22 protein-coding genes are annotated in these 21,873 nt (G+C 64.1%); 18 read left to right on the top strand and 4 right to left on the bottom strand.

Annotation, left to right across the window (positions count from 1 at the left end):
• Nucleotides 1-48 precede the first annotated feature (48 nt).
• Nucleotides 49-1,110: an LCP family protein gene (locus D3250_RS04140; RefSeq protein ID WP_119902048.1), complete on the top strand. Its 1,062-nt coding sequence runs from the start codon at nt 49-51 to the stop codon at nt 1,108-1,110.
• A 40-nt stretch (nt 1,111-1,150) separates the two neighbouring features.
• Nucleotides 1,151-2,563, top strand: coding sequence for a variant leucine-rich repeat-containing protein (locus tag D3250_RS04145; protein WP_119902049.1), 1,413 nt, complete (start codon nt 1,151-1,153; stop codon nt 2,561-2,563).
• 14 nt (nt 2,564-2,577) lie between these two features.
• Here D3250_RS04145 and D3250_RS04150 read toward each other — a convergent pair whose 3' ends face one another.
• Entirely contained in the window at nt 2,578-3,699 is a 1,122-nt protein-coding gene (locus D3250_RS04150) for a CDP-glycerol glycerophosphotransferase family protein (protein WP_119902050.1), read from the bottom strand.
• A gap of 160 nt (nt 3,700-3,859) precedes the next feature.
• Here D3250_RS04150 and D3250_RS04155 point away from each other — a divergent pair, with 160 nt between their 5' ends.
• Together D3250_RS04155 and D3250_RS04160 are read left to right on the top strand one after the other, a co-directional pair.
• Nucleotides 3,860-5,167 (top strand): M16 family metallopeptidase, encoded by a 1,308-nt coding sequence (locus D3250_RS04155; protein ID WP_119902051.1) that lies wholly within the window; start codon nt 3,860-3,862, stop codon nt 5,165-5,167.
• A 16-nt stretch (nt 5,168-5,183) separates the two neighbouring features.
• Complete coding sequence (locus D3250_RS04160) at nt 5,184-5,693, top strand: MogA/MoaB family molybdenum cofactor biosynthesis protein (RefSeq protein ID WP_119902052.1); 510 nt, start codon at nt 5,184-5,186, stop codon at nt 5,691-5,693.
• Between the two features lie 67 nt (nt 5,694-5,760).
• Here D3250_RS04160 and D3250_RS04165 read toward each other — a convergent pair whose 3' ends face one another.
• Nucleotides 5,761-6,201: a hypothetical protein gene (locus D3250_RS04165; protein ID WP_119902053.1), complete on the bottom strand. Its 441-nt coding sequence runs from the start codon at nt 6,199-6,201 to the stop codon at nt 5,761-5,763.
• Nucleotides 6,198-6,959, bottom strand: a complete 762-nt coding sequence (dapB, locus tag D3250_RS04170; RefSeq protein WP_119902054.1) for a 4-hydroxy-tetrahydrodipicolinate reductase — start codon at nt 6,957-6,959, stop codon at nt 6,198-6,200. The genes D3250_RS04165 and dapB overlap by 4 nt, the downstream gene beginning before the upstream one ends.
• A 218-nt stretch (nt 6,960-7,177) precedes the next feature.
• Here dapB and D3250_RS04175 point away from each other — a divergent pair, with 218 nt between their 5' ends.
• The 4 genes from D3250_RS04175 to D3250_RS04190 all read left to right on the top strand — a co-directional run bounded on the left by D3250_RS04175 (nt 7,178) and on the right by D3250_RS04190 (nt 10,148).
• Nucleotides 7,178-8,002, top strand: a complete 825-nt coding sequence (locus D3250_RS04175) for a DUF4397 domain-containing protein (RefSeq protein WP_119902055.1) — start codon at nt 7,178-7,180, stop codon at nt 8,000-8,002.
• Nucleotides 8,003-8,004: 2 nt separating this feature from the next.
• Nucleotides 8,005-8,715 (top strand): class F sortase, encoded by a 711-nt coding sequence (locus tag D3250_RS04180; protein ID WP_119902056.1) that lies wholly within the window; start codon nt 8,005-8,007, stop codon nt 8,713-8,715.
• 76 nt (nt 8,716-8,791) lie between these two features.
• Nucleotides 8,792-9,304 carry an RNA polymerase sigma factor gene (locus tag D3250_RS04185; protein WP_225973121.1) on the top strand — a complete coding sequence of 171 codons (513 nt, stop codon included), beginning with the start codon at nt 8,792-8,794 and terminating at the stop codon, nt 9,302-9,304.
• Nucleotides 9,297-10,148, top strand: coding sequence for an anti-sigma factor (locus tag D3250_RS04190; protein WP_158583067.1), 852 nt, complete (start codon nt 9,297-9,299; stop codon nt 10,146-10,148). The genes D3250_RS04185 and D3250_RS04190 overlap by 8 nt, the downstream gene beginning before the upstream one ends.
• Here D3250_RS04190 and D3250_RS04195 read toward each other — a convergent pair whose 3' ends face one another.
• On the bottom strand, nt 10,149-11,378 hold the full coding sequence (locus tag D3250_RS04195) for a heparan-alpha-glucosaminide N-acetyltransferase domain-containing protein (RefSeq protein WP_119902058.1): 1,230 nt from the start codon (nt 11,376-11,378) through the stop codon (nt 10,149-10,151). It abuts the gene before it with no gap.
• 18 nt (nt 11,379-11,396) lie between these two features.
• Between D3250_RS04195 and dapA the strand changes: the two genes are divergently transcribed.
• The 10 genes from dapA (at nt 11,397) to D3250_RS04245 (ending at nt 21,808) form a co-directional block, all read left to right on the top strand.
• Nucleotides 11,397-12,392: a 4-hydroxy-tetrahydrodipicolinate synthase gene (gene dapA / locus D3250_RS04200; RefSeq protein WP_119902059.1), complete on the top strand. Its 996-nt coding sequence runs from the start codon at nt 11,397-11,399 to the stop codon at nt 12,390-12,392.
• A 69-nt stretch (nt 12,393-12,461) separates the two neighbouring features.
• Nucleotides 12,462-14,096, top strand: a complete 1,635-nt coding sequence (locus D3250_RS04205; RefSeq protein WP_119902291.1) for a ribonuclease J — start codon at nt 12,462-12,464, stop codon at nt 14,094-14,096.
• A gap of 250 nt (nt 14,097-14,346) precedes the next feature.
• Nucleotides 14,347-17,319 (top strand): FtsK/SpoIIIE family DNA translocase, encoded by a 2,973-nt coding sequence (locus tag D3250_RS04210; RefSeq protein WP_119902060.1) that lies wholly within the window; start codon nt 14,347-14,349, stop codon nt 17,317-17,319.
• Nucleotides 17,320-17,378: 59 nt separating this feature from the next.
• Nucleotides 17,379-17,999: a CDP-diacylglycerol--glycerol-3-phosphate 3-phosphatidyltransferase gene (pgsA, locus tag D3250_RS04215; RefSeq protein WP_119902061.1), complete on the top strand. Its 621-nt coding sequence runs from the start codon at nt 17,379-17,381 to the stop codon at nt 17,997-17,999.
• Complete coding sequence (locus D3250_RS04220) at nt 17,996-18,610, top strand: CinA family protein (RefSeq protein WP_225973122.1); 615 nt, start codon at nt 17,996-17,998, stop codon at nt 18,608-18,610. Before pgsA ends, D3250_RS04220 begins: the two co-directional genes overlap by 4 nt.
• Nucleotides 18,611-18,705: 95 nt before the next feature.
• The gene (locus tag D3250_RS04225; RefSeq protein WP_119902062.1) at nt 18,706-19,107 is read left to right on the top strand and encodes a helix-turn-helix domain-containing protein; all 402 of its coding nucleotides are present in this window, start codon (nt 18,706-18,708) and stop codon (nt 19,105-19,107) included.
• Between the two features lie 75 nt (nt 19,108-19,182).
• Nucleotides 19,183-19,689 carry a MarR family winged helix-turn-helix transcriptional regulator gene (locus tag D3250_RS04230; RefSeq protein WP_119902063.1) on the top strand — a complete coding sequence of 169 codons (507 nt, stop codon included), beginning with the start codon at nt 19,183-19,185 and terminating at the stop codon, nt 19,687-19,689.
• 5 nt (nt 19,690-19,694) lie between these two features.
• Nucleotides 19,695-19,913: a DUF3046 domain-containing protein gene (locus tag D3250_RS04235; RefSeq protein WP_119902293.1), complete on the top strand. Its 219-nt coding sequence runs from the start codon at nt 19,695-19,697 to the stop codon at nt 19,911-19,913.
• Nucleotides 19,914-20,119: 206 nt separating this feature from the next.
• Nucleotides 20,120-21,154: a recombinase RecA gene (recA, locus tag D3250_RS04240; protein ID WP_119902064.1), complete on the top strand. Its 1,035-nt coding sequence runs from the start codon at nt 20,120-20,122 to the stop codon at nt 21,152-21,154.
• Nucleotides 21,155-21,160: 6 nt separating this feature from the next.
• Nucleotides 21,161-21,808 (top strand): regulatory protein RecX, encoded by a 648-nt coding sequence (locus D3250_RS04245; RefSeq protein WP_119902065.1) that lies wholly within the window; start codon nt 21,161-21,163, stop codon nt 21,806-21,808.
• Nucleotides 21,809-21,873 lie beyond the last annotated feature (65 nt).

Raw genomic sequence — 21,873 nt, forward strand, 5'->3', positions numbered from 1 at the left:
AAGCATGGGTAGAAAATCTCGAGCCCCCGACACGTTACCGTGTACCCCGTGACAGAAGAACTTTTCGGACGGGCAAGCTACGACGAATCAGAACACCGAAGCTCACGCGGGCGCAAGATCACCATCGGCGTTATCAGCGGCGCGCTGGTGCTGCTGCTGGGTGCTGCCGCCGCGGCAGCGGTGTACCTGAACTCACTGCGCGGGGCATACGAAAGCTCCGTCAACGTGATTGATCAGGAGAGCACCTTTCCCGAGGCGGCTGACCGCCCGGAGCCCCCTACCCGAGGGGAAGACCTCGACGACGAACAGCTGAACATTCTGCTGATCGGGTCCGACTCCGGTGGCGGTTCCGGGGAGGAAGAGAATGTGCCGTGGCTGCCCAACTCTGCCCGTGCGGACACACTCATGTGGATGCACATTCCACATGAGCGGGACTCCATTTACCTGATGTCAATCATGCGTGACTCTTGGGTGCCGATCCCCGGGCACGGCGAGGCCAAGATCAACGCTGCACTTTCGATGGGCGAGGGTTCCTCGCTGGCGGTGCAGACAGTGGAGGATCTGATGGGGATTCCCCTGGACCACGTAGCCACCGTGGATATGGCGGGATTCCAGAACATGGTCTCCGAAATGGACGGTGTCACCGTGGATGTACCCACTTCTTTCACTTCCAAAGACGGCTACGAATTCAGCGCCGGACCCCAGCATATGGACTCCGCGAGCGCCATGAGCTTTGTGCGTGAGCGACAGTCCTTCAGCGACGGTGACTACACGCGAGTCGCCAACCAACAGGCTTTCGCCAACGGCGTGCTCAGTGAGGTGCTCACCGCCTCAACTCTGACCAACCCCGCACGCATCCACGGGCTGGTCTCCGACCTGGCTCCGCATATGACAGTCGACTCCGAGTTGGCCGACGCGGGGTACGCCACTGACATTGCCTGGTCACTGCGCGATGTCCGAGGTCGAGACATCGAGATGTTCACCCTGCCGAACCACGGACTCGGCACAGTCGGCTCAGAATCCGTCGTCGTGGCTGACCTCGACGCCTTCACCGAAGCCGGTGAAGCCATGCGTGAGGGTCGATTCAGCGAATACGCCGCAGCGAACTGAATGTGCGCTGAAACCCGGCTCAACCTATGCTGGGTTGACAATGACCAAGAACCACGACCTCGAGGCGCTGGCCTCCAATCCGCACACTGACTGGGACGTTCTTCACTGGATCGCTGAGAACCACCCCGAACTGCGCCCAGTCATCGCTGCGAATCCCGGTGCCTACCAGGAGCTTATTGATGCCCTGGGAGCCCTGAAAAATCCGGAGATCGACGCCGCCATCGCCCAACGTGAAGCGGCCGGGGGAGTCACCGGGGCACCAGAGCCGGTCGCTGAGTCTGCTCCAGACCCAGACATGGGGCCTGGCCCCACCAGCCCCATGGACGGCCTGTGGGACACCACCGGATACACCCTCGCCGCGCAGCAGGCTGCCGCCGCGACTCCGCCACACCCGGAGCCTGAGCCAATACCGGAAGCTCAGACTCAGCCAGCGCAGGAGCCGGTTCAGCCTGCTGAGTCTGAGGACTTCGCAGAACCGGCACCCGCTGCAGCACCCGCGCCTGAGCCGCCACCTGTGGCCGTACCGGCTGAGGCATCCCAACCGGCCGCTGCTCCGGAGACTGAGCCCGTACCGGAGCGCAGACGACGTGCCACGCCGATCTACCCCATCGCCGCGGCCGTTGTCGGGATCCTCGGCGTGGGTGCGCTGATCGGCCTACTGGTTCTGTTATTCGGCGGTGATGACGACGAGGACGTGGTGGCGGAATCACCCGCGCCCACCAGCCCAGCTGACGAGGAGGACGAGGAAGCCGACGACGCCGAAGAGCCGGACGCGGAGGAGACCTCTGAGGAGGACTCGACCGAGGACGATGAGGCGGAGGCTGAGCAGGAAGCCATCGAGGAAGCCCGCTCTGCGGTAGCCGGTCTCCCTGAGGGTTCCTCCTGCGAGGCTGACTCGGACGCCTCCGTGGTGGCAGCGTTCCTCTCAGTTGCTGCCGACGAGGACTGGGCGGATGAGGACGACCCCGAGATGCTGGAGTCCACCTTCGACTCGCTGCAGTCGGAATGCTCCACCACCCACGCCGCCTCCGTGTTCGAATCCGCACGCAGCGGCTCCCAGGCGCCTGATGAAGGCCACGGCGAAATGCTCACCTCAGTCGGCACCGACTGGGTGGACCGTGAGGTCGGGCTGCGTGGAGCCGAGCAGATGAGTGGATTCTCCGCCCAGGACGGCAACGTGGAGTGCGATTTTGACGACGGCGTGACGTGCACCGTCTACCAGACCAGTCCCGCGCTCTGCGAAGAAGGAACCACCTACACCATGACCGTAGACGGGGTGGATGTGGACTGCGACGCTCAGCTGGACCGCGGGGGTCGCGATACCCTCAGCGTGGACAGCAGCGCCACAGACGGATTCCTGGTGTGCACCGAGATGAGCGACCGCGTCAGCTGCTACAACAGCATCGACCCCTTCGGGTTCGAAATGTCCAACACCGGAAACTACGCCTACTGACCCTGTACAGGAAGCTAGTCCTTCAGCTCCAGGGCGTCCACGATCCGGTCCGCGCAGGCCGGCGGCTCATCAGGCAGCGATCCATCCTCCTGGGTCACAAAGTTCAGATGCTTGGCCCGGAACTTCCGATAGTCCGGATGTCCTATGCTCAGCGCCGTCCGGACCGCCTCAGTGGCAGACCCCACAATCGGCCCAGGTACCTCCGCCTCATAGTCCACCGCCAGCCCGCGATCCTCGGTGTAGTTCCCAATGTCATAGGGCCAGAACACCAGCGGGATGTTCCGCAGCGTGGCCTCGTAGGTCACCGCCGAATAGTCGGTGATCACCGCATCGGCCACGGCCAACCAGTCCAGGACCCCCACATCAGTGCCGATGATGGTGCGTCCACCATTGGGAAGCGGCGATTTGTCGATCGGGTGAGGCAGCAGGACCAGGGTGTTGGCGGCGTCGTGCTCAGCAAAAGCGGCGGCCACCTGGGTGTAGGGAATATGTTTGCCCCGCCGGAACGTGGGAATGTACACGACTGTGCGGCCACCGCTGGCCGCACTCTCCCGCAGCTGCGGGTAACGGGTGAAGATCCGTTCGCGCCGGGAAGCAACAGTCTCGCTGTCCAGCAGGTAGTCCACCCGTGGCATGCCCAGTGGTTGCACTCGGTGGCCCGGGATGCCGAACGCCGCGGTGTACACCGAGGCTGGCACATGCCCGGAGGCGCAGACAAACGTATAGTTCTGGTGCATCCGCATTGTCGCCGCCACCCGAGGATGCGGACCTTCCCGGGTGCCGGAGGCCAGGTGCCCGAACTTCTTGATGGCTCCCAGTGCGTGCCAGATCTGGCCTATGCGCAGCCCTTTGCGGTGATTGAGAATGCTCACTGGGATGATGTAGCCGTCCACCAGACAGCCGGAGCAGGTGGCCAGGTGATACATCTCCCGGAATGCCTTGGGGATGTACGATGCGGAGAGCTTCCTGTGTTTGATAACCACGATCCGATGCCCTGGGTGCTTCCGTTGGATCGAGTCCTTCAGCAGCCGGAAATCTACGGTAATCTGACGGGGCTCACGGGTGATCAGAACCACCTTGCGCTGCACCGGCAGCAGTTTCATGACTGCGTAGATACTCCGCGCACCAGTGATCATGATGCCAAGGGGAGTGGTCAGGATGCGATTCTCCAGGACCCAGTTCCTTCCCTCACGGCGGCAGCGTTGTTACCACCGCTACCCTAACGTACGCTCCGGACTTCCTGGCTGATATATGAGACGCCGCGGTCAAGGTTCAAATCCGGTAGCGTGTGCGGCTATGCGCGTCACCATCAACCCCGATACCGAGGGCGTCCTCAACAGTGACACTGGAACTACTGTCCGGCGCAGCGTGCTGCCCTGCGGAGTTCGCGTCCTCACTGAGGAGATGCCCGGGGTGCGTTCGGCCACCATCGGCTATTGGATAGGCGTCGGATCCCGGCACGAGGCCGACCATCAGCATGGTTCCACTCACTTCCTGGAACACCTGCTGTTCAAGGGCACCGCCAAACGCTCCGCGCTGGACATCGCCTCAGCGTTCGACGCCGTGGGAGGAGACTCCAACGCTGCCACCGGCAAGGAATCGACCTGCTACTACGCCCGAGTGCTGGACACCGACCTGCCCGTGGCGGTGGACGTGCTCACCGATATGGTCACCTCTGCGGTGATCGACCCCGCCGAGCTTGAGGTGGAGCGGGGGGTGATCCTCGAAGAGCTCGCCATGGATGAGGACGACCCCGCCGACGTGGTGCAGGAGCGCTTCGCCGAGCAGGTGTTGGACAGCCACCCCTTGGGCCGGCCCATCGGCGGCACCAAAGAGGCCATCGAGGCTGCCGTCCGCGAGGATGTGCTGGACCACTACCACCGCTGGTACCGCCCTGAGGAACTGGTCATCACGGCTGCGGGGGGACTTCAGCACGATGCGGTCTGCCGCCTGGTTGCCCAGGCGCTGGAGAGCTCCCGGTGGGACACCTCCACTCCCGGCAAGCCTTCACCGCTGCGCACCGCCCGGCATGAGCAGATCCCGGTCAGGGCGGGGACTGCGCGCTACACCAAGCCGGTGGAGCAGTCCCAGGTCATCCTCGGCGGTCGGGGCATGTCAGCCTCCGACCCGGACCGGTTCGCGCTGAGTCTGCTGCATGCGATCCTCGGCGGGGGCATGTCCTCCCGCCTGTTTCAAGAGGTGCGGGAGAAGCGCGGATTGGCCTACGCCACGTACTCCTTCTCCGCCGCGTTCACCGACGCCGGATACTACGGTCTCTACGCTGGCTGCCTGCCCAGCAAGGTAGACCAGGTGGTCAGCGTGCTGGAGGAGCAGCTGCAGCGCATAGCCACCGAACCGGTCAGCGCCGAGGAGCTCGCCCGCGCCAAAGGGCAGCTGCGCGGATCTACGGTCCTGGGGATGGAGGAGACTTCCTCCCGGATGAACCGGCTGGGCCGCGCAGAATTGGTACGCGGAGAGTTCGTGGACATCTCCGAAACCCTGACAGAGGTAGACGCCGTCACCGCAACAGACGTGCAGCGGGTGGCCTCGCGGCTGGCGGAGAGCCCCCGCGCCACGACCATCGTGGCCCCAGAGAAGGGCTGAGGCGTAGGGTGGCACTATGAGTGACTACGATCCACGCGCTCGGGTGATAGCACCAGTGATCGTCTCCACACGTGCAGCCACCGGAGAGCGCGAAGACAAGTCCACCGCGGTCATCGCCGAGTACGCGGAGCAGGTCGGGTTCATCTGCCGTCCGCCGGTGATCATCCCCGACGGCGAAGGTGTGCTCGCCGCACTGTCCGAGCTGGTGGTGCAGGTAGGCCCGGCCGTGATCATCACCTCTGGCGGGACGGGGCTGACCCCGGATGACCTGACTCCGGAGTTCACCAGGCCCATGCTGGACAAAGAGATCCCTGGGGTGATGGAGGCAATCCGCGCTCACGGACGCACCAAGAACGCGTTGGCCGCCCTGAGCCGCGGGGTGGCTGGAGTGAAGGATGCCACCGTCATCATCAACCTGCCCGGCTCGCCGAAGGCCGTGCGAGACGGGATGGAAGTGCTCGTGGAGCTGCTGCCGCACCTCTGTGACCAGGTTGCCGATATTCGCGACTCGCACCTCTGGGGCTGAGCCGCCGCGCAGACTGGGCCTGAGCGGACGGGCGGCACATTCGCCGGAGAGACAACGCCCCCGGGGGCTACCGCTGGCGCTGCATATTGATGGCGCGCTTCATAGTCTGCCGAGCGCGTGACCTGTCGCCAGCAATGTCATAGGCGTAAGCCAGCCGGTACCAGACCCGCCAATCACTCGGGGCCGCCTCCGCCTCGGCTTTGAACCGATCGAACTGCTCATCGGCCTGGGCGCGGTTCGGGCGCCCAGCAGGTGAGCGCTCCACTGTATCTTCAGGCAGGGCGTCCTCAGCATCGAGAATTCGTCCCAGCTTCTCGGTACGCACCCCAAACATGATCGCGTGCCAGAGGAACCAGACGCCTACGGCCACGATCACCAAGGTTCCTGCCCCCAGAAGCCTGGCCACCACGTCGTCGACCCTCAGGAAGCGAATAGCTGAGGTCACCGCTCCGGTCATGATGATCGCCACCAAAACGATCATTACCCAGGTCCAGATCTTATTCCTCACAGGCCAAGGTCCAGGTAGCCGTCCAAACCGTGGGTCAGGCCCGGGCGCTTCGCGACGGTGCGCAGTCCCAGCATGACCCCCGGCATGAAGCTGGCCCGGTCGAAGGAGTCGTGCCGGAGGGTCAGCTGTTCGCCTGCGGAACCCAGCAGCACCTCCTGGTGCGCAACCAGGCCGCGCAGGCGGACCGAGTGCACTCGGATGCCGTCGATGTCCGCACCACGGGCTCCCTCCACCTGCTGTGCGGTGGCATCGGGGGAGAGGCCCACCCCGGCAGACTGCCGCGCCTGAGCCATGAGCTCCGCGGTGCGCACCGCGGTGCCTGAGGGCGCATCCACCTTGTTCGGATGGTGCAGCTCCACAATTTCGGCGGATTCGAAGTACTGTGCAGCCTTGGCCGCGAACGCCGAAGCGAGCACAGACCCCAATGCGAAGTTCGGGGCGATCAGCACCCCCACCTCAGTGTGGGCCTCCAGTAGCCGGCGCAGCGCCTCGAGTCGTGAGGCATCCCACCCGGTGGTGCCGACCACCGCATGCAGTCCCTGCTCGACCGCGCCGTGGACGTTCTCCACCGTGGAATCGGGCACGGTCAGATCCACCACATGCGTGGCACCGGCTTCCACGGCCTGATGTAAGGAATCACCGCGTCCTAGCGCCGCGGTGAGCTCCATATCTGGAGCGGACTCCACCGCCCGCACCGCCTCCGATCCCATACGACCGCCGGCGCCCAGCACCGCGACTCTCATAGTGTGCGCACTCATGGCCACCAGCCTACTTTCCGCCGGAGAGTGGGACCACCGCGCTCCGGTATCCTGGGGCGGGGTCGGGATCACCGCCGGACAAGAAGTGCCGCATCACGGGTTTGCAAAAAACTTTCGCAGATTCTGCAACCTTTCGCGAAGGCGGCCGGTAGTCCTGGTGTGAGCACAACAGATGTGATCACCCCAACCGCCCCTGGGCATTACGAGAGGACATCATCATGCGTAAGTCACTTTCCCTCGCCGCAACCGCCGGCCTCGGATTGGTCATCGCCGGATCCGCAGCTCCGGCCTTCGCTGACAGCCATGAAGACGGCGCGGCGCAGCTGTCAGTGCTGCACGCCGTACCGGACCTTCCGGTCGACGTCTACGTAGACGGCGAACTCACCTTGGATGACTTCAACCCGGGTGATCTGGCCGGACCACTTGAACTGCCAGCCGGCGACTACGAGATCGCCATCACCGCCGCCGACGCTGAAGATGACTCTGACCCGGTTCTCGGCCCCGTCGATGTCTCACTTGACGAGGGCATGAACTACACCGCCGCCGCCCACCTGGACGCTTCCGGCGACCCAACGGTCACACCGTTCGTCAACGACACCTCTGAGCTCGGCGCAGGTGATGGTCGGCTGACCGTCCGTCACGTAGCCGCTGCACCAGAGGTGGACGTCTGGGCTAACGGGGAGGTCGCTGTTGAGTCCCTGGCCAACCCGGATGAGGCATCCCTTGAAGTGCCCGCCAGCACCGTGGAGGCCGCAGTCTCACTGGCAGGTGAGACCGATCCCGTGATCGGCCCAGCTGACGTCGACGTCGCTGAAGGCGCCACCACTATCGTCTACGCCTGGGGATCGGCAGAGGACGGCAACCTCGCGCTGGCCACCCAAGTCATCGACGGCATGCACTCCGCTCCCGACGGTGTCCCAGCCGGCAACTACCAGGTCACCCAGCAGGGCTCACCCGTTGCTTGGGCCGCCGGCCTCGGCGTACTGGCACTGCTGGGCGCTGGCGCCGCCATCTTCGGCGTTCGGGCCAAGAGCAACGCCTGAACATGATGATTAGCCGCTGCAGCTCATCGCGGGGCCTCCGCAGAAGTGTCCCTCTGCTGCTGGTGGCCGCCCTGACACTCTCAGGGTGCGCCACCAGTGGACAGAGCACTGCCGCCGAACCTGCTGAGCCAGCGGTCCAGGACTCCCGGGGGTCTGAAGAGCCCCCCAATCCCCAGACCCCCGGGCCTTCCTCCACCCCCGGCACGGCGTCGGAGATCGACGCCGTGCCGGTCCAATCCACCGAGCTCGGAGAGGTCGAGCAAACCCCAGCGCCGGTTCGGGTCAGCTATTCCGACATCGACGCTGACATCCCCGTCATCGCCCACGGAGTCTCTGAGGACGGACAGATGTACATCCCCGACGACGCCGCTGAAGCCGCCTGGTACAAGTACGGAAGGGCCCCCTCAGACGAGACCGGAAGTACCGTCATTGCCGCCCACGCCGGCTCGGTTCACACCCCCGTGGGGCCCCTCTACCTGCTGCACGAGGCGCAGCCCGGGGAGGAAGTCACGGTGGAGGACGAGTCTGGCCGGGAGCACGTCTACGAGGTGACCGAAGTCGAGCAGCAGGACAAGGAAGATCTGGACTTCACCCCTTACTTCTCCCGCGACGGAGACCACCACCTGGTGCTGATCACTTGCGGAGGCCAATGGAACCCAGATCGGAGCAGTTACAATGACAACATCATCGTGACCGCCAAACCCGCAAAATAGTCTGGAATCGTGTGAGGTGCCCCACCCTCCTCGAGCCTAGGCCAAAGGAGGAACCCTGGATACCCAGACTCTTGCGGTGCAGTTCGCTGCCGGCGATCCCTCAGCCATGCACGAGGTCTACCGGCGGCACGCCGCACTGGTGTTCTCCCTCTGCATGGCCTCCCTCAGGCACCGGCAGGACGCGGAGGATGCCACCCAGCAGGTCTTCACCAGGGCGTGGCGATCCCGAGAAACCTATGACGTGAGCCGACCCACCGGGGCCTGGCTGACCGGAATTACACGTAGGGTGGTTGCAGATACCCTGTCAGCTCGCGAGCGGCAGCGGCAGAATGCAGAGGCCACCGCGAATGAGTTGGTCCGGCAGGAAGCGTCTCAGCCAACCGACGTGGTGGTGGACAGATTGGTGGTCCAGCAGACCCTGGAGCAGCTGGAGCCGCCCCAGGACGAGATCCTGCGGCTGGCCTACACCAACGACCTGCCGTTGAAGAGCATCGCCGAGCGGCTCGGAATGCCGCTGGGTACCGTAAAATCCCACGTCCACCGTGGTTTAGCCCGTATGAGAGAGCGTCTGGAGGTGCATGATGGCTGAACAGTCTTCCACCAGTCACGGCCCAGCGCCCACGCGGCACCTCACTGACGAGTCTCTGGCCGACCTAGCGTATGCCTCCAAGACCGGCAGCATCGACGCTGGGCAGCCCAGGTACGCCGACCACCTCATCCTGTGCGCAGAGTGCCGCGAGGCGCTCGCGACCACCATCCGAGTCCTCGAGGCCCTGCAGAACCCAGTGGAGATGGAAGAGCCCCCGCCGGAGCTGTGGGACCGCATTGCCGCAGATCTCGGCAGTGAATTCGCCCCGGACGCGAACGATTCAGAGTCTGCCGCCACCAACACTGCTGCCGCGGAACCCCCATATGCTGACCCTGCAGAGGAACGATCCACCGTCCACTACCTGCGTCCGCGCAGAAACCTCAGCTGGTGGACTCCGCTGGCGGCCGCGGCCTCCGGACTGCTTATCGGCGGCGCCGCCGTGGCCGGTATCCTCCTCAACCAGGCTGATGCCGAGGAACCACCGCCTGTGGCAACTACTACCGTGATCGGAGAGGCCACCCTGGACCCAGTCGCTGCGGAAGAGTTCAGCGGCGCGGCGTCCATGTTTGAGACCGAGCAGGGCACCATGGAGATCACTGTAGAGATCACCAGCGCACCTGAGGCCGACGACGGATACTTTGAGCTGTGGCTCCGCGACGAGGACGCCAGCCGGCTCCACTCGCTGGGAGCGGTGAGCCCCGGCACCACCACCATCGAAGTGCCCGTAGGCATTGACCTCGGTGAGTACCCCGTGGTGGACGTCTCGCACGAACACTTCGACGGCGACCCGGGCCACGGAGGCGTCACGCTAGCCGCTGGCGCAATGGAACAGGCCGGCGAGTAGCTATCGCGGCCGCGGTCCCGCCGCCGCGATGCTGATGCTATGGGTGAGGGCCTCCAGCGGCCCGCGGCGCCGCAGCAGGACCTTCACCAGCCCTGCCGCTAGCGCCGCCACCACCAGCCACAGCAGCAGATCTGTTCCCACCAACCCAGTCAGTGGTGCGCCCTCAAGCCGCCAGAACGGGTCAAGAATGATCAGGTGCCCCACGTAGAGGCTCAGCGGCATCGACCCGGCGCCCGCCAATGGTGCCAGTGGCCATTTCAGGAATCGGACCAGGATCAGCATCAGGCCCAATACCGCCACCGCGCAACTGATGGTGTGCAACAGGTCTAAGTGGCTGCCCTGGTGGGGCATCGGGATCAGAAACCACAGGGGGTCGGTCACCAACGGCAGAAAATGGTCGCCGGCCTCAAGTGAGCCCTGGAGGGCGTCGTCGCTATCAGCGTAGGGTCGCATCCGCGCCAGCACACCGGACTCAGCCTCTACCATCCAACCCACCCCATAGGTAAGAACAGCGCCCCCGAGACCGGCCAGCAGAAGCCGCAGCTGTGTCGAGAAATTCCCCAGTTTCAGCCGACCCAGTGCCATGCCGGTGAGCAGATAGGCCGGCCAGAGAACCAGCGGGTAGTACCCGGTGACGAACAGATCCAGAGCCAGCAGCCCGGGCTGTGCAAGATCAAAGATCATTGGTGAGTGCCAGAGACGTGCGGCGGGCTCAGCAGTCTCCGGTCGCAGCAGATTCTGCAACCACCAGTACAGCACCGGCGAAGCCGTCACCCACCCGGTCGCCCAGAATGCCAGTGCTTTCGCGCTCATTCTCAGAAACGGCAGGGCCAGAATGAACAGCACCCCGTAATGGACCAGAATTACCGCGACCCCCGAGTCCAACAGGGAGACGAACAGTCCGAGGCCGATGATCATCGCAGCGCGCACCGCTATCACTTTCCTGAACCAGGCCGCCTTCGCGTTGGAATGCTCAGGCGCAGCCCCGTCTTTTCCCGCACCGCCGGTCAACAGGGCTAACCCCACCCCGGCCAGCAAGGCGAACAGCGCTGCCGACCTGCCGGAGAACAGCAGCCCGGCCCACGAGGCCTCTCCGCTGCCGGGGTAAGTACTGGGCACCACGTGCACCGCCATCATGCCCAGCAGCGCCAGGCCGCGGGCGGCATCGACCCCCCAGAGGCGCTCGCCACGGGCTGATCTGAGACGGGATCCAGGTGCAGTTGAGCTCACACAGGTAGGCTAACGCCTATGACTTCCGAGTTCTCCGCTGACAGTGCGCCGCAGGACCGAACCACCGCCACCGGCCACGAGTTCGATCCCTATCTGGCCAAGGGCGAGGTCCAGCACCCCGACCAGACCGACCCGCACTTCGGACACCTCATCACCGCCATGGTCACGCCCTTCACCAAGGATGACCGAGTGGACTTCAAGGCGTTCGAGGCATTGGCGGCCAAGCTGGTGGACGAGGGCAACGACTCGCTGGTGGTCTCCGGCACTACCGGTGAGACCTCGACACTTGAGGATTATGAGAAGGCCGACCTGGTCCGTGCGGCCAGATCAGCAGTAGGGGACCGCGCCAAGATCATCGCCGGCACCTCTACCAACCACACCTCGCACGACCTAGAGATGGCGTCCAAGGCTGAGCGCGCTGGCGCCGACGGGCAGCTTGTAGTCACCCCGTACTACAACAAGCCCTCCCAGGACGGGGTGCTGGCGCACTGCCGTGCCGTGGCCGACGCCGCCGACCTCCCGATGATGGTCTACGACATCCCGGGACGGACCGGCATTCCCATCGCCACCGAGACCATCCTGAGGCTGGCGGAACACCCGCGTATCATGAGCCTCAAAGACGCCAAGAATGACATCACCGCCACCACCGAGGTGCTGACCAAGACCGGACTCGAAGTCTACTCAGGCGATGACCAGAACGTGCTGGCCTGGATGGCCATGGGCGCTGCCGGCGTCGTATCCGTCACCGCTCATGTGGCGGCGCCCAGCTTCCGGCGGATGGTAGACGCGGTCCTGAACTATGACCTGAAGGAAGCTCGCATCGCCCACACGGAGCTTGGACCGGTGATCCGTGCCCTGATGACCCGCGTGCAGGGTGCGGTGTCCTCCAAGCTGGTGCTGAGCTGGATGGGTTTCCCCATCAACACAGACGTTCGCCTGCCCCTGGTGCAGGCAAATGAGGCCGAGCAGGAGCTCGTCCTCACCGACCTGCGAGAAGCAGGCTGGAAGCTATGAGATAAGGAGCCCCACAGCACTGTGACACCTGAAAAACTCCACACCCCGCCGAAACTCCGCCAAGGCACCATGCGGATTGTCCCGCTCGGCGGCCTCGGCGAGATCGGGCGGAACATGACCGTGTTCGAGCTCAACGGCAAGCTGCTGATCGTCGACTGCGGTGTGCTCTTCCCTGAGGAGGAGCAGCCCGGGGTGGACCTGATTCTGCCTGACTTCAGTTACATCGAAGAGCGGCTCGACGACGTGGTGGGGCTGGTGCTCACCCACGGCCACGAGGACCATATTGGAGCTGTGCCTTACCTGCTGAGGCGCAAGCCGGACATTCCGCTCATCGGGTCCAAACTGACCCTTGCGCTGATCGAGGCCAAGCTCAAAGAGCACCGGATCAGCCCCTACACGCTCACCGTTCGCGAAAGTGATGTGGAGAGGCTCGGGCCTTTCGAATGCGAATTTATCGCCGTGAACCACTCCATTCCGGACGCACTGGCGGTGTTCATCCGCTCTGAGGCCGGCACAGTGATGCACACTGGCGACTTCAAAATGGACCAGCTGCCCCTTGACGGGCGCATCACGGATCTGCGGCATTTCGCGCGGGTCGGTGAGGAGGGGGTGGATCTCTACCTTGCGGACTCCACCAACGCTCACGTCCCCGGTTTCACCACCCCGGAGAAGGAGATCGGCCCGGTGATTGACCAGGTCATCTCCAAAGCGCAGCGCCGAGTGATCGTGGCCAGCTTCTCCAGTCATATCCACCGTGTGCAGCAGGTGCTCGACGCTGCCGCCGCGCATGGCCGAAAGGTCGCGTTTGTGGGTCGGTCTATGGTCCGCAATATGTCAATCGCCAAGCAGCTGGGTTACCTGGACATTCCGGAGAACATACTGATCGACCTCAAGAAGGTTGACCAGTACCCGGACCACAAAGTGGTGCTCATGTCCACCGGATCGCAGGGCGAACCGATGGCCGCCCTGTCCCGCATGGCTAACGGCGACCACCAGGTTCAGGTAGGCGAAGGCGACACGGTGATTCTGGCGTCGTCGCTGATCCCCGGAAACGAGACCGGGGTCTACCGCGTGATCAATGGGCTGATGAGCCTCGGCGCCGACGTCGTCCACAAGGACAACGCCAAGGTTCACGTCTCCGGCCACGCCAGTGCTGGCGAACTGCTCTACACCTACAACATCCTCAAACCTGGCAACGCTATGCCCGTGCACGGCGAGCACCGGCACCTGATTGCCAACGGCAAGCTTGCAGAACTCTCCGGCGTCCCCAAGGAGAATGTGCTCCTGTGTGAGGACGGATCCGTGGTGGACCTGCGCGAGGGCACCGCCCGGACCGTGGGTCAGATCGAGGCCGGCTACGTCTACGTGGACGGCTCCAGCGTGGGTGAGATCACCGACTCCGAGCTCAAGGACCGCCGCACGCTGGGCGAGGAGGGCTTCATCTCCGTGATCACCGTGGTGAACCGACAGACCGGCAAAATCATCTCGGGTCCCGACATCCACGCCCGCGGCGTGGCTGAAGAGGACGATGTCTTCAAGAAGATCAAGCCGAAGATCGCTGAGGCGCTCACTGAGGCGATCGAAGGCACTAAGGAGCACACCACGCATCAGCTGCAGCAGATTGTGCGGCGCACGATCGGCTCCTGGGTCAGCCGGAAGCTGCGCCGGAAGCCGATGATCGTCCCCGTGGTGGTCGAAACCTAGGCACACTGGGCTGGAGGCCTCTACCCACGGGGGTTGAGGCCTCCGCTCCATTTGACCTCACGTCTCCGCCCTGGCTGATTTACCTCGGGTTGTCGGGATGACCACGCGCTCTACGGCCGTGTAAGACCGACAACCCGGGGTTTTTCGTTGGGGGAGGCGGAGGCGCTGGTGCCGGCAGAGTCAGCGGCAGAGGCCCTGCGGCCGCGCGTAAATGCGGGCCTTCCGGCGGACTGCGGGCTATGTTGGAACCATGGCGACACGTACTTCCCCCTCGCGGTCGTCCGGCAAGAAGAAGCCCACTTCCTCCGGATCTCGCGCGCAGACGTCGAAGCAAACCCCTCCACAGCAGCAGGAGCGCGGCAATCTGCTGGCGCGCGCGGCCCGCGGAATGTGGATGGCGCTGGCCACCCCAGTCGGCGGTTCGGTGCGCAGCATCGGAACCCAGGTGAAGATTCACCCCGATGACCGCCGCGACGGTGCGGGACTGGTGTTCTTCCTCCTTGCCGCGCTGACCGCAGTGGTGGACTGGTGGGGCGCGCACAACTGGGACCACTGGATCTCAGACGTCGTCCACCGGGTCACTGCCGGGACCTTCGGCTGGGCATCGGTGATTCTGCCACTGGCCCTTTTCATCACCGCCATCCGCTACTTCCGGGCTCCGCAGCAGCATGAAGGAAACGGGCGCGTCGCCATCGGGCTCTCCATCATTCTGGCGGCATCCGCAGGACTGTCGCACCTCTCTGCCGGGATTCCCACCATCAACCAGATCTTCTCGCAGTCCCAGGACGGCGGGTTCGAGCAGATGATCGACTCCGGCGGCGTTCTGGGCTACCTGGTGGTGGTACCCATGGCGACCCTCGTCACGCAGTACCCGGTGTGGGTTGTGCTCACGGTGCTGCTGGTGGTCGGGCTACTGGTCCTTACCGACACCCCCGTCCGGCGGATCCCCAGCCGGCTGGCTGTGGCTCGCGATTACATCATCGGTGAGCCCAGCCCGCGCGCGGAACGCCCAGACGCTCCTCGCGGCGGTGCGGCACAGCAGGAGAACGCGGAGTACTACGACGAAGCGGCACCTAAGCCTCCCCGCCCGAAGACCCGCAGGATCGGGCGCGGCAAGAAGGATTACAAGACCTCCGATCGGCCCAGCTTCTTTGCCAAGATCGCCGGCAACGACGCCGCCGCCACTTCCTCGGACACCGCGGCCACCGAAGCTGTAGACACCGCCGCGGCTGAGGGAGCCTACGACTCCTCAGTGCACGTGGAGCCTATCGACGAGGCGTCCCAGCTCAAGCCGGGGCAGAAGCGCCCCACCAGGCAGCAGCAGGAGATCGAAGCCACCAAGCGCGCTGCCGGGTTCTCCGGACCGGGCGCGCAGGGTAAGCCAACTTCGTCGTCCCCCAAGGCCACCTCCGTCCCGGAAGCCCCAGCCCCAGCTAAGGACCTACCGGTCCGCAGCGAACAGCTGGAGCTTTCCGGGGACGTCACCTACACGCTGCCGGAGCAGTCGCTGCTGCCGGCCGGGCCCCCGCCCAAGAACAACACTGAGGCCAACGCTGAGATTGTGTCGGCACTGGACGCCACGTTCCAACAGTTCAAGGTCGATGCCGAGGTCACCGGGTTCTCCCGCGGGCCCACCGTGACCCGCTACGAGATTGAGCTGTCTCCGGGCACCAAGGTGGAGAAGGTGACCACCCTAGAGAAGAACATCGCCTATGCGGTGGCCTCCAACGAGGTGCGCATCCTCTCGCCCATACCGGGGAAGTCTGCGATCGGGATCGAGATCCCCAACCGGGACAAGGAAGCTGTGGCCCTGGGTGACGTGCTGCGCTCGAACGCCGCCCGCAAGCTGGAACATCCCATGGTCATGGGCGTCGGCAAGGACGTGGAGGGCGGCTTCGTGGTCGCCAACCTGGCCAAGATGCCGCACCTGCTAGTGGCCGGTGCCACCGGCGCGGGCAAGTCAGCGTTCATCAACTCCATGATCACCTCCGTGCTGATGCGCTCCACCCCGGACGAGGTGCGCATGGTGATGGTTGACCCGAAGCGTGTGGAGCTCACCGCGTTCGAAGGGATCCCCCACCTTGTCACGCCCATCATCACCGACCCCAAGAAGGCTGCAGAGGCCCTTGAGTGGGTGTGCAAGGAGATGGACAACCGGTACGACGATCTCGCGCATTTTGGGTACAAGAAAATCGACGAGTTCAACGCCGCCGTTCGCGCGGGCAAGATCGTGCTGCCCCCAGACTCCAAGCGCGTGCTGCGCCCCTACCCGTACCTGCTGGTGATAGTGGACGAGCTGGCCGACCTGATGATGGTCGCTCCTCGGGACGTAGAGGATTCGATCGTGCGCATCACCCAGCTGGCCCGCGCCGCCGGCATCCACCTGGTGCTGGCCACCCAGCGGCCCTCCGTCAATGTGGTCACCGGCCTGATCAAGGCCAATGTGCCCTCCCGTATGGCATTCGCCACCAGCTCCGCCACCGACTCCCGCGTAGTGCTGGACTCGGTGGGCGCGGAGAAGCTGCTCGGCCAGGGTGACGCGCTGTTCCTGCCTATGGGCCAGTCAAAACCAATGCGTGTACAGGGTGCCTGGGTCAACGAGTCTGAGGTCGAGGCCGTGGTGGCGCACGTGAAGTCACAGCTGAAGGCCCAGTACCGGGAGGACGCGGTCAAGGCGATGGAGCCCAAGAAACGGCACATCGACGAAGATATCGGCGAGGACCTGGACCTGCTGCTGGCAGCCACCGAGTTGGTGGTGACGACCCAGTTCGGCTCCACGTCCATGCTGCAGCGCAAGCTGAAGATGGGCTTCGCCAAAGCAGGTCGCATCATGGACCTTATGGAGTCCCGCGGCGTCGTCGGACCCTCAGAGGGGTCCAAGGCGCGCGATGTGCTGGTCTCCCCGGAGGAGCTCGGAGAGGTGCTGGCCGCCATCAACGGTGAGTCCGGGGACGACGCCTCGCAACCCTTCGACGGGGCGGCCGAGGTGGAGCCAGCAGAATCGGTGCCGACCACCGCGGCCACCGAGGCCGTGGACGTACCGGCACACCGGTCCGAGCAGGAATCGGGACCCGGGGAGAGCGCAGAGGATGACTGGAGTGCGGACCTGATCGCCCGGGACATGGCCGAGCGCACACGCGATCTCAGTGAGGCGGTCGACTACCACGACGTCGCTGACAATCCGACCGGTTCTGAGGATGCTTGGGCGCTCACCGGACGGTGACGGGTGCCGCATAGGTGCACCGGTCGTAGAAGCTGGCTGTGAGTAGTACTCTGACTGTGATGAACGCCAACGCCAAGGCTCCGCTGCTGAATATCGCGAATGTACTGACTATGGTGCGTATCGTTCTGGTGCCGGTCTTGATCATCCTGTTGGTCGTCGACGCCGAGCCCTCCGGAGCCGGGGTCCTGCAGCCACTGGAATCAGGCGATGGAATTTTGCGTTGGGCGGCGGCCGGTGTGTTCGCTGTCGCCATGGCCACTGACGTCATAGACGGAGATCTGGCCCGGAAGCGGAACCTCATCACAGACTTCGGCAAGATCGCCGATCCCATTGCGGACAAGCTGCTGATCGGCGCTGCCCTGGTGATGCTCTCGCTGCTGGGGGAGCTGCCCTGGTGGGTGACAGCCCTCATTCTGATCCGCGAGCTGGGTATCACTGCCCTGCGCCTGATGATGCTGCGCACACAGGTGATGCCGGCCTCACGCGGTGGGAAACTGAAGACCCTACTGCAGACTGCCGGTCTGCAACTGATGCTGCTGCCGCTGGCGGTGATCGCCGGGTGGCTGGCGGAGGTCTCATTCTGGATCATGATGGCCGCTCTGGTGGTCACAGTGATCACCGGCATCGATTACCTCCTACAGGCGATGCGCATACGCCGCGCAGCCAGGGGAGGGTCATGATGGTCGACGGCAACGCGGAGCAGGCGGCACGCAAGACGCAACACTCCACAGATCCTGAGGCGCTTGTGCAGCGGTTGGGCCGCCGCAGCCTCACCGTCGCAACGGCCGAGTCGCTGACCGCAGGTGCGCTGGCGTCACGCATCGCCGACGTCCCCGGCGCCTCTGTGGCGCTGTTGGGGGGAGTGGTCTCGTACTCCAACGGGGTTAAGGAGCAGGTGCTCGGCGTGGATGCCGAGCTGCTGGAGTCCCGCGGCGCCGTCGACGGTGGCGTCGCCGCACAGATGGCCCGGGGGGCAGCTCGCGTCTGCGCGGCGGGGATCGGCGTGGCCACTACCGGGGTCGCTGGCCCCGAGCCGCACCAGGGCAAGTCGGTGGGGACCGTTTACTTGGGCTTCTACGTTGATGCGGGAGTGGTCCAGCGATTGAGGCTCACGTTTCCTGCGGAATGTTCCTCCGAGGACACGGTGTCGGATAGGGGTGCTCTGTCCGGCTTCAGACTGTTGGGTCTCAACGGAGACAGGAAGTCGATCCGTAAGGCCAGCGTGGAAGGCGCACTCCAGCTGGTCAACGATCTTCTGCAGACCGAACCGGCCAGTCTGCCCGACGCCTAAGCCGTTTCCCAGGGACCGGAGTTACCGTGGGGGAACAAAATGGCGGTGAGTCGAGTTGGATCTAAACGAGAGTAGTACATGCGAGGGAGATTCTCATGATGAGGCAGCCAGTCACCGTCAACGGTGTGACCCGGTGGAAGGACACCGGAGCTCAGGGCGCACCTGAAGCAACCCGTGAGTCCAAAGGTGTTGTCCTGCGCCAGGAAATCGGTGACGTTCTGCGCAGCATCCGGCAGTCAGAAGGACGGACGCTTCGTGACGTCTCTCATGATGCGCGGGTGAGCTTGGGCTACCTGTCAGAAGTTGAACGGGGCCAGAAAGAGGCCTCCTCAGAGTTGCTGGCAAGCATCTGCACCGCACTGAACGTTCCGCTGGCAGCCATGTTGTTCCAGGTGGCTGAGCGCATTGCCACCGCTGAGGGCTCCCGAGTGCCGGATACGGTGCCGACCGAGCTGCAGCGCGAATTCGACTCCGGAGAGTTGGAGCTGCTCCACTGATCCTGGCTCTGCGGGTATGCGGGGTTGGATTCGGCGCAGCGCGGGCTCGAGGTCGATGCCGCTAGACTTGACTGCATGGTTTCTGAGGATCGTCGCGTGCACGTCAGGGAACTGCAGCAGGAACTTCATCGGCTCTTTCTGCGCCGGCGGCACAACGCTATTCAACTAGCTAAGACAATCGACCCGGAGATCGAACCGGCTGCCTACTCCATCCTCTTTACCCTCCAGCGCGAGGGCGCGCAGCGCATGACCGACATCTCCAGGCACTTGGGGATCGGCAAACCCACGCTGTCCCGCCAGCTCACCACTCTTGCCGAGCGAGGGTTCATCACGAAGAAGGCCGACCCAGCCGATGGCCGAGCGATGGTGATCTCGCTGACCGAACAGGGGCGATCTCGGCTCGACACCGCGCAGCAGGAACGCTCCGAACGCTATCTGCACATGTTGGAACCGTGGTCGGAGGAAGACATCATGACCCTGTCCGGCCTCTTGGCGAAAATGAACCAGACCTACGCAGAGTACGACGACGCCGGCTCCTCCGGCGAGACCCAGACCGCACCCAATCAGCCCAAGGTGGCTTAGTGGCTATGCGAGAGTCACGATTCTGGATGTTGATGGAGGAGGAGTTCGGCAAGAACTATGCTCATGTTTTGGCTGATCAGTTGGTCATCACTCCCTTCCAGCTCACCGCCCGAGAGGCCCTGGGCGCCGGGGTGTCCACCCGAGAAGTGTGGGAAGCTCTCTGCATTCAGCAGGACGTTCCGGAGGAGCGCCGACTCGGCAGAGACATCCCGCCGAAGCCTTAGAATGCCGGGGGTGCCTGCGGATGAGTCCGCCCCGGCGTGTTGATCGAATATGTGTTCGATCATTGCGTAGAATTTTCCTCAGACGTGGTCGGTGCAGGTATGCCACGCTGCATCCCGCACACACCACCCGACCGACCGAGCGCATGTCGGGGGCTGCCCCTAGTCTCGACTGTGTCAACGAACAACAACTCTCCGTGAGGTGAATCATGGCTTCCAGCCCGGATCGTCAGAAGGCCCTTGAAACGGCACTCGCCCAGATCGATAAGCAGTACGGCAAGGGATCGGTGATGCGTCTGGGTGATGAGGTCAGAACTCCCATCGAGACCATTCCCACTTCCTCCATCGCTATGGATGCCGCCTTGGGCATAGGTGGGTTCCCACGCGGTCGTGTGGTAGAGATCTATGGCCCAGAGTCCTCCGGCAAGACCACTGTGGCGCTGCATGCTGTCGCCAATGCGCAGAAGGCCGGAGGCATCGCCGCATTCATCGACGCTGAGCACGCCCTGGATCCCACCTACGCGGAGCGCCTGGGCGTGAACACCGATGAGCTGCTGGTCTCCCAGCCGGACACCGGAGAGCAGGCCCTGGAGATCATGGACATGCTGATTTCCTCCGGCTCCTTGGACATCGTGGTCATCGACTCAGTGGCGGCTCTGGTGCCCCGGGCTGAGATCGAAGGAGAGATGGGTGACTCGCATGTGGGTCTCCAAGCGCGGCTGATGTCGCAGGCGCTGCGCAAGATCACCGGCCGGCTAGCCCAGACCAAAACCACCGCAGTCTTCATCAACCAGCTGAGGGAGAAGGTCGGAGTATTCTTCGGCTCCCCGGAGACCACTTCAGGTGGTAAGGCGCTGAAGTTCTACGCCTCAATCCGGGTGGATGTCCGCCGGATTGAGACGCTGAAGGAAGGCGTCAACGCCGTCGGCAACCGCACCCGCGCAAAGATCGTCAAGAACAAGATGGCCCCGCCTTTCAAACAGGCTGAGTTCGACATTCTCTACGGTGAGGGCATCTCCCGCGAAGGCGGACTCATCGACGTAGGCGTGGAGAACGGCCTGGTCAAGAAGTCCGGTTCGTGGTTCACCTACGACGGTGATCAGCTGGGTCAGGGCAAGGAAAAAGCCAGGACCTTCCTCAAAGACAATCCCGACCTGGCTGATGAGATTGAGTTGCGCATCAAGCAGAAGCTAGGGATGGTCGCCCCGGCTGAAGAGGACGGCCCCGAGCTCAAGGCGCTCTGATCCACTATGGCTGACCCCAAAGTAGACGCACTGCGGGAGACGCTGCAGAAGTACGAATCGGGCGAGCTGCGCTCGGACCTCTTTGGCGGCGATGCAGCAACAGGCTCAAACTCATCGGACACTGCGGCCGGGGCCCCTGCCAGCGGACCCACATCGGGAGATGAGTACAGCAAGGCGCGGGCCACGGTGCTCCGCAAACTCACCGGCTCACCCAAATCCCGCCACCAGCTGGCCGAGGCCCTGCAGGATAAGGAATTCAGTGCGGATGTGATCACCTCTGTCCTCGACCGGATGGAGGAGGTCCTGCTTATTGATGACGTCGAGTTTGCCCGCAGTTGGGTCCGGACCCGTCACGAGATGAAGGGCCTCGGATCGGCGGCGCTGCGCAACGAGCTGCAGGACAAGGGGATAACTAAAGAAACCATTGAGGTGGCCCTGGAGCAGCTCTCCGTGGAGGATGAGGATGCCGCCGCGCGCGAGCTCGTTGAAGGCAAGCTGCGCGGGGTCACCATCCCGGTGGGGAACGGGCCAGAGGACAGGAAAGAACGCGAGAAGATTACGCGCCGACTTGTGGGAATGCTCGGCCGACGCGGCCACAGCCCAGGTGCCGCGTTCCAACTGGTTCGTGAAGCGATGGAAGAGCGCAGCGCCTGAGGCGCCGGCAGTGGGTATGGTCGAAGATCGTGTCTCGACCGGTAGAATTGGTCGGCACGCAAACC

Origin of the sequence: Nesterenkonia natronophila, from assembly GCF_003595215.1 — a bacterium.
Taxonomy (GTDB): Bacteria; Actinomycetota; Actinomycetes; order Actinomycetales; family Micrococcaceae; genus Nesterenkonia; species Nesterenkonia natronophila.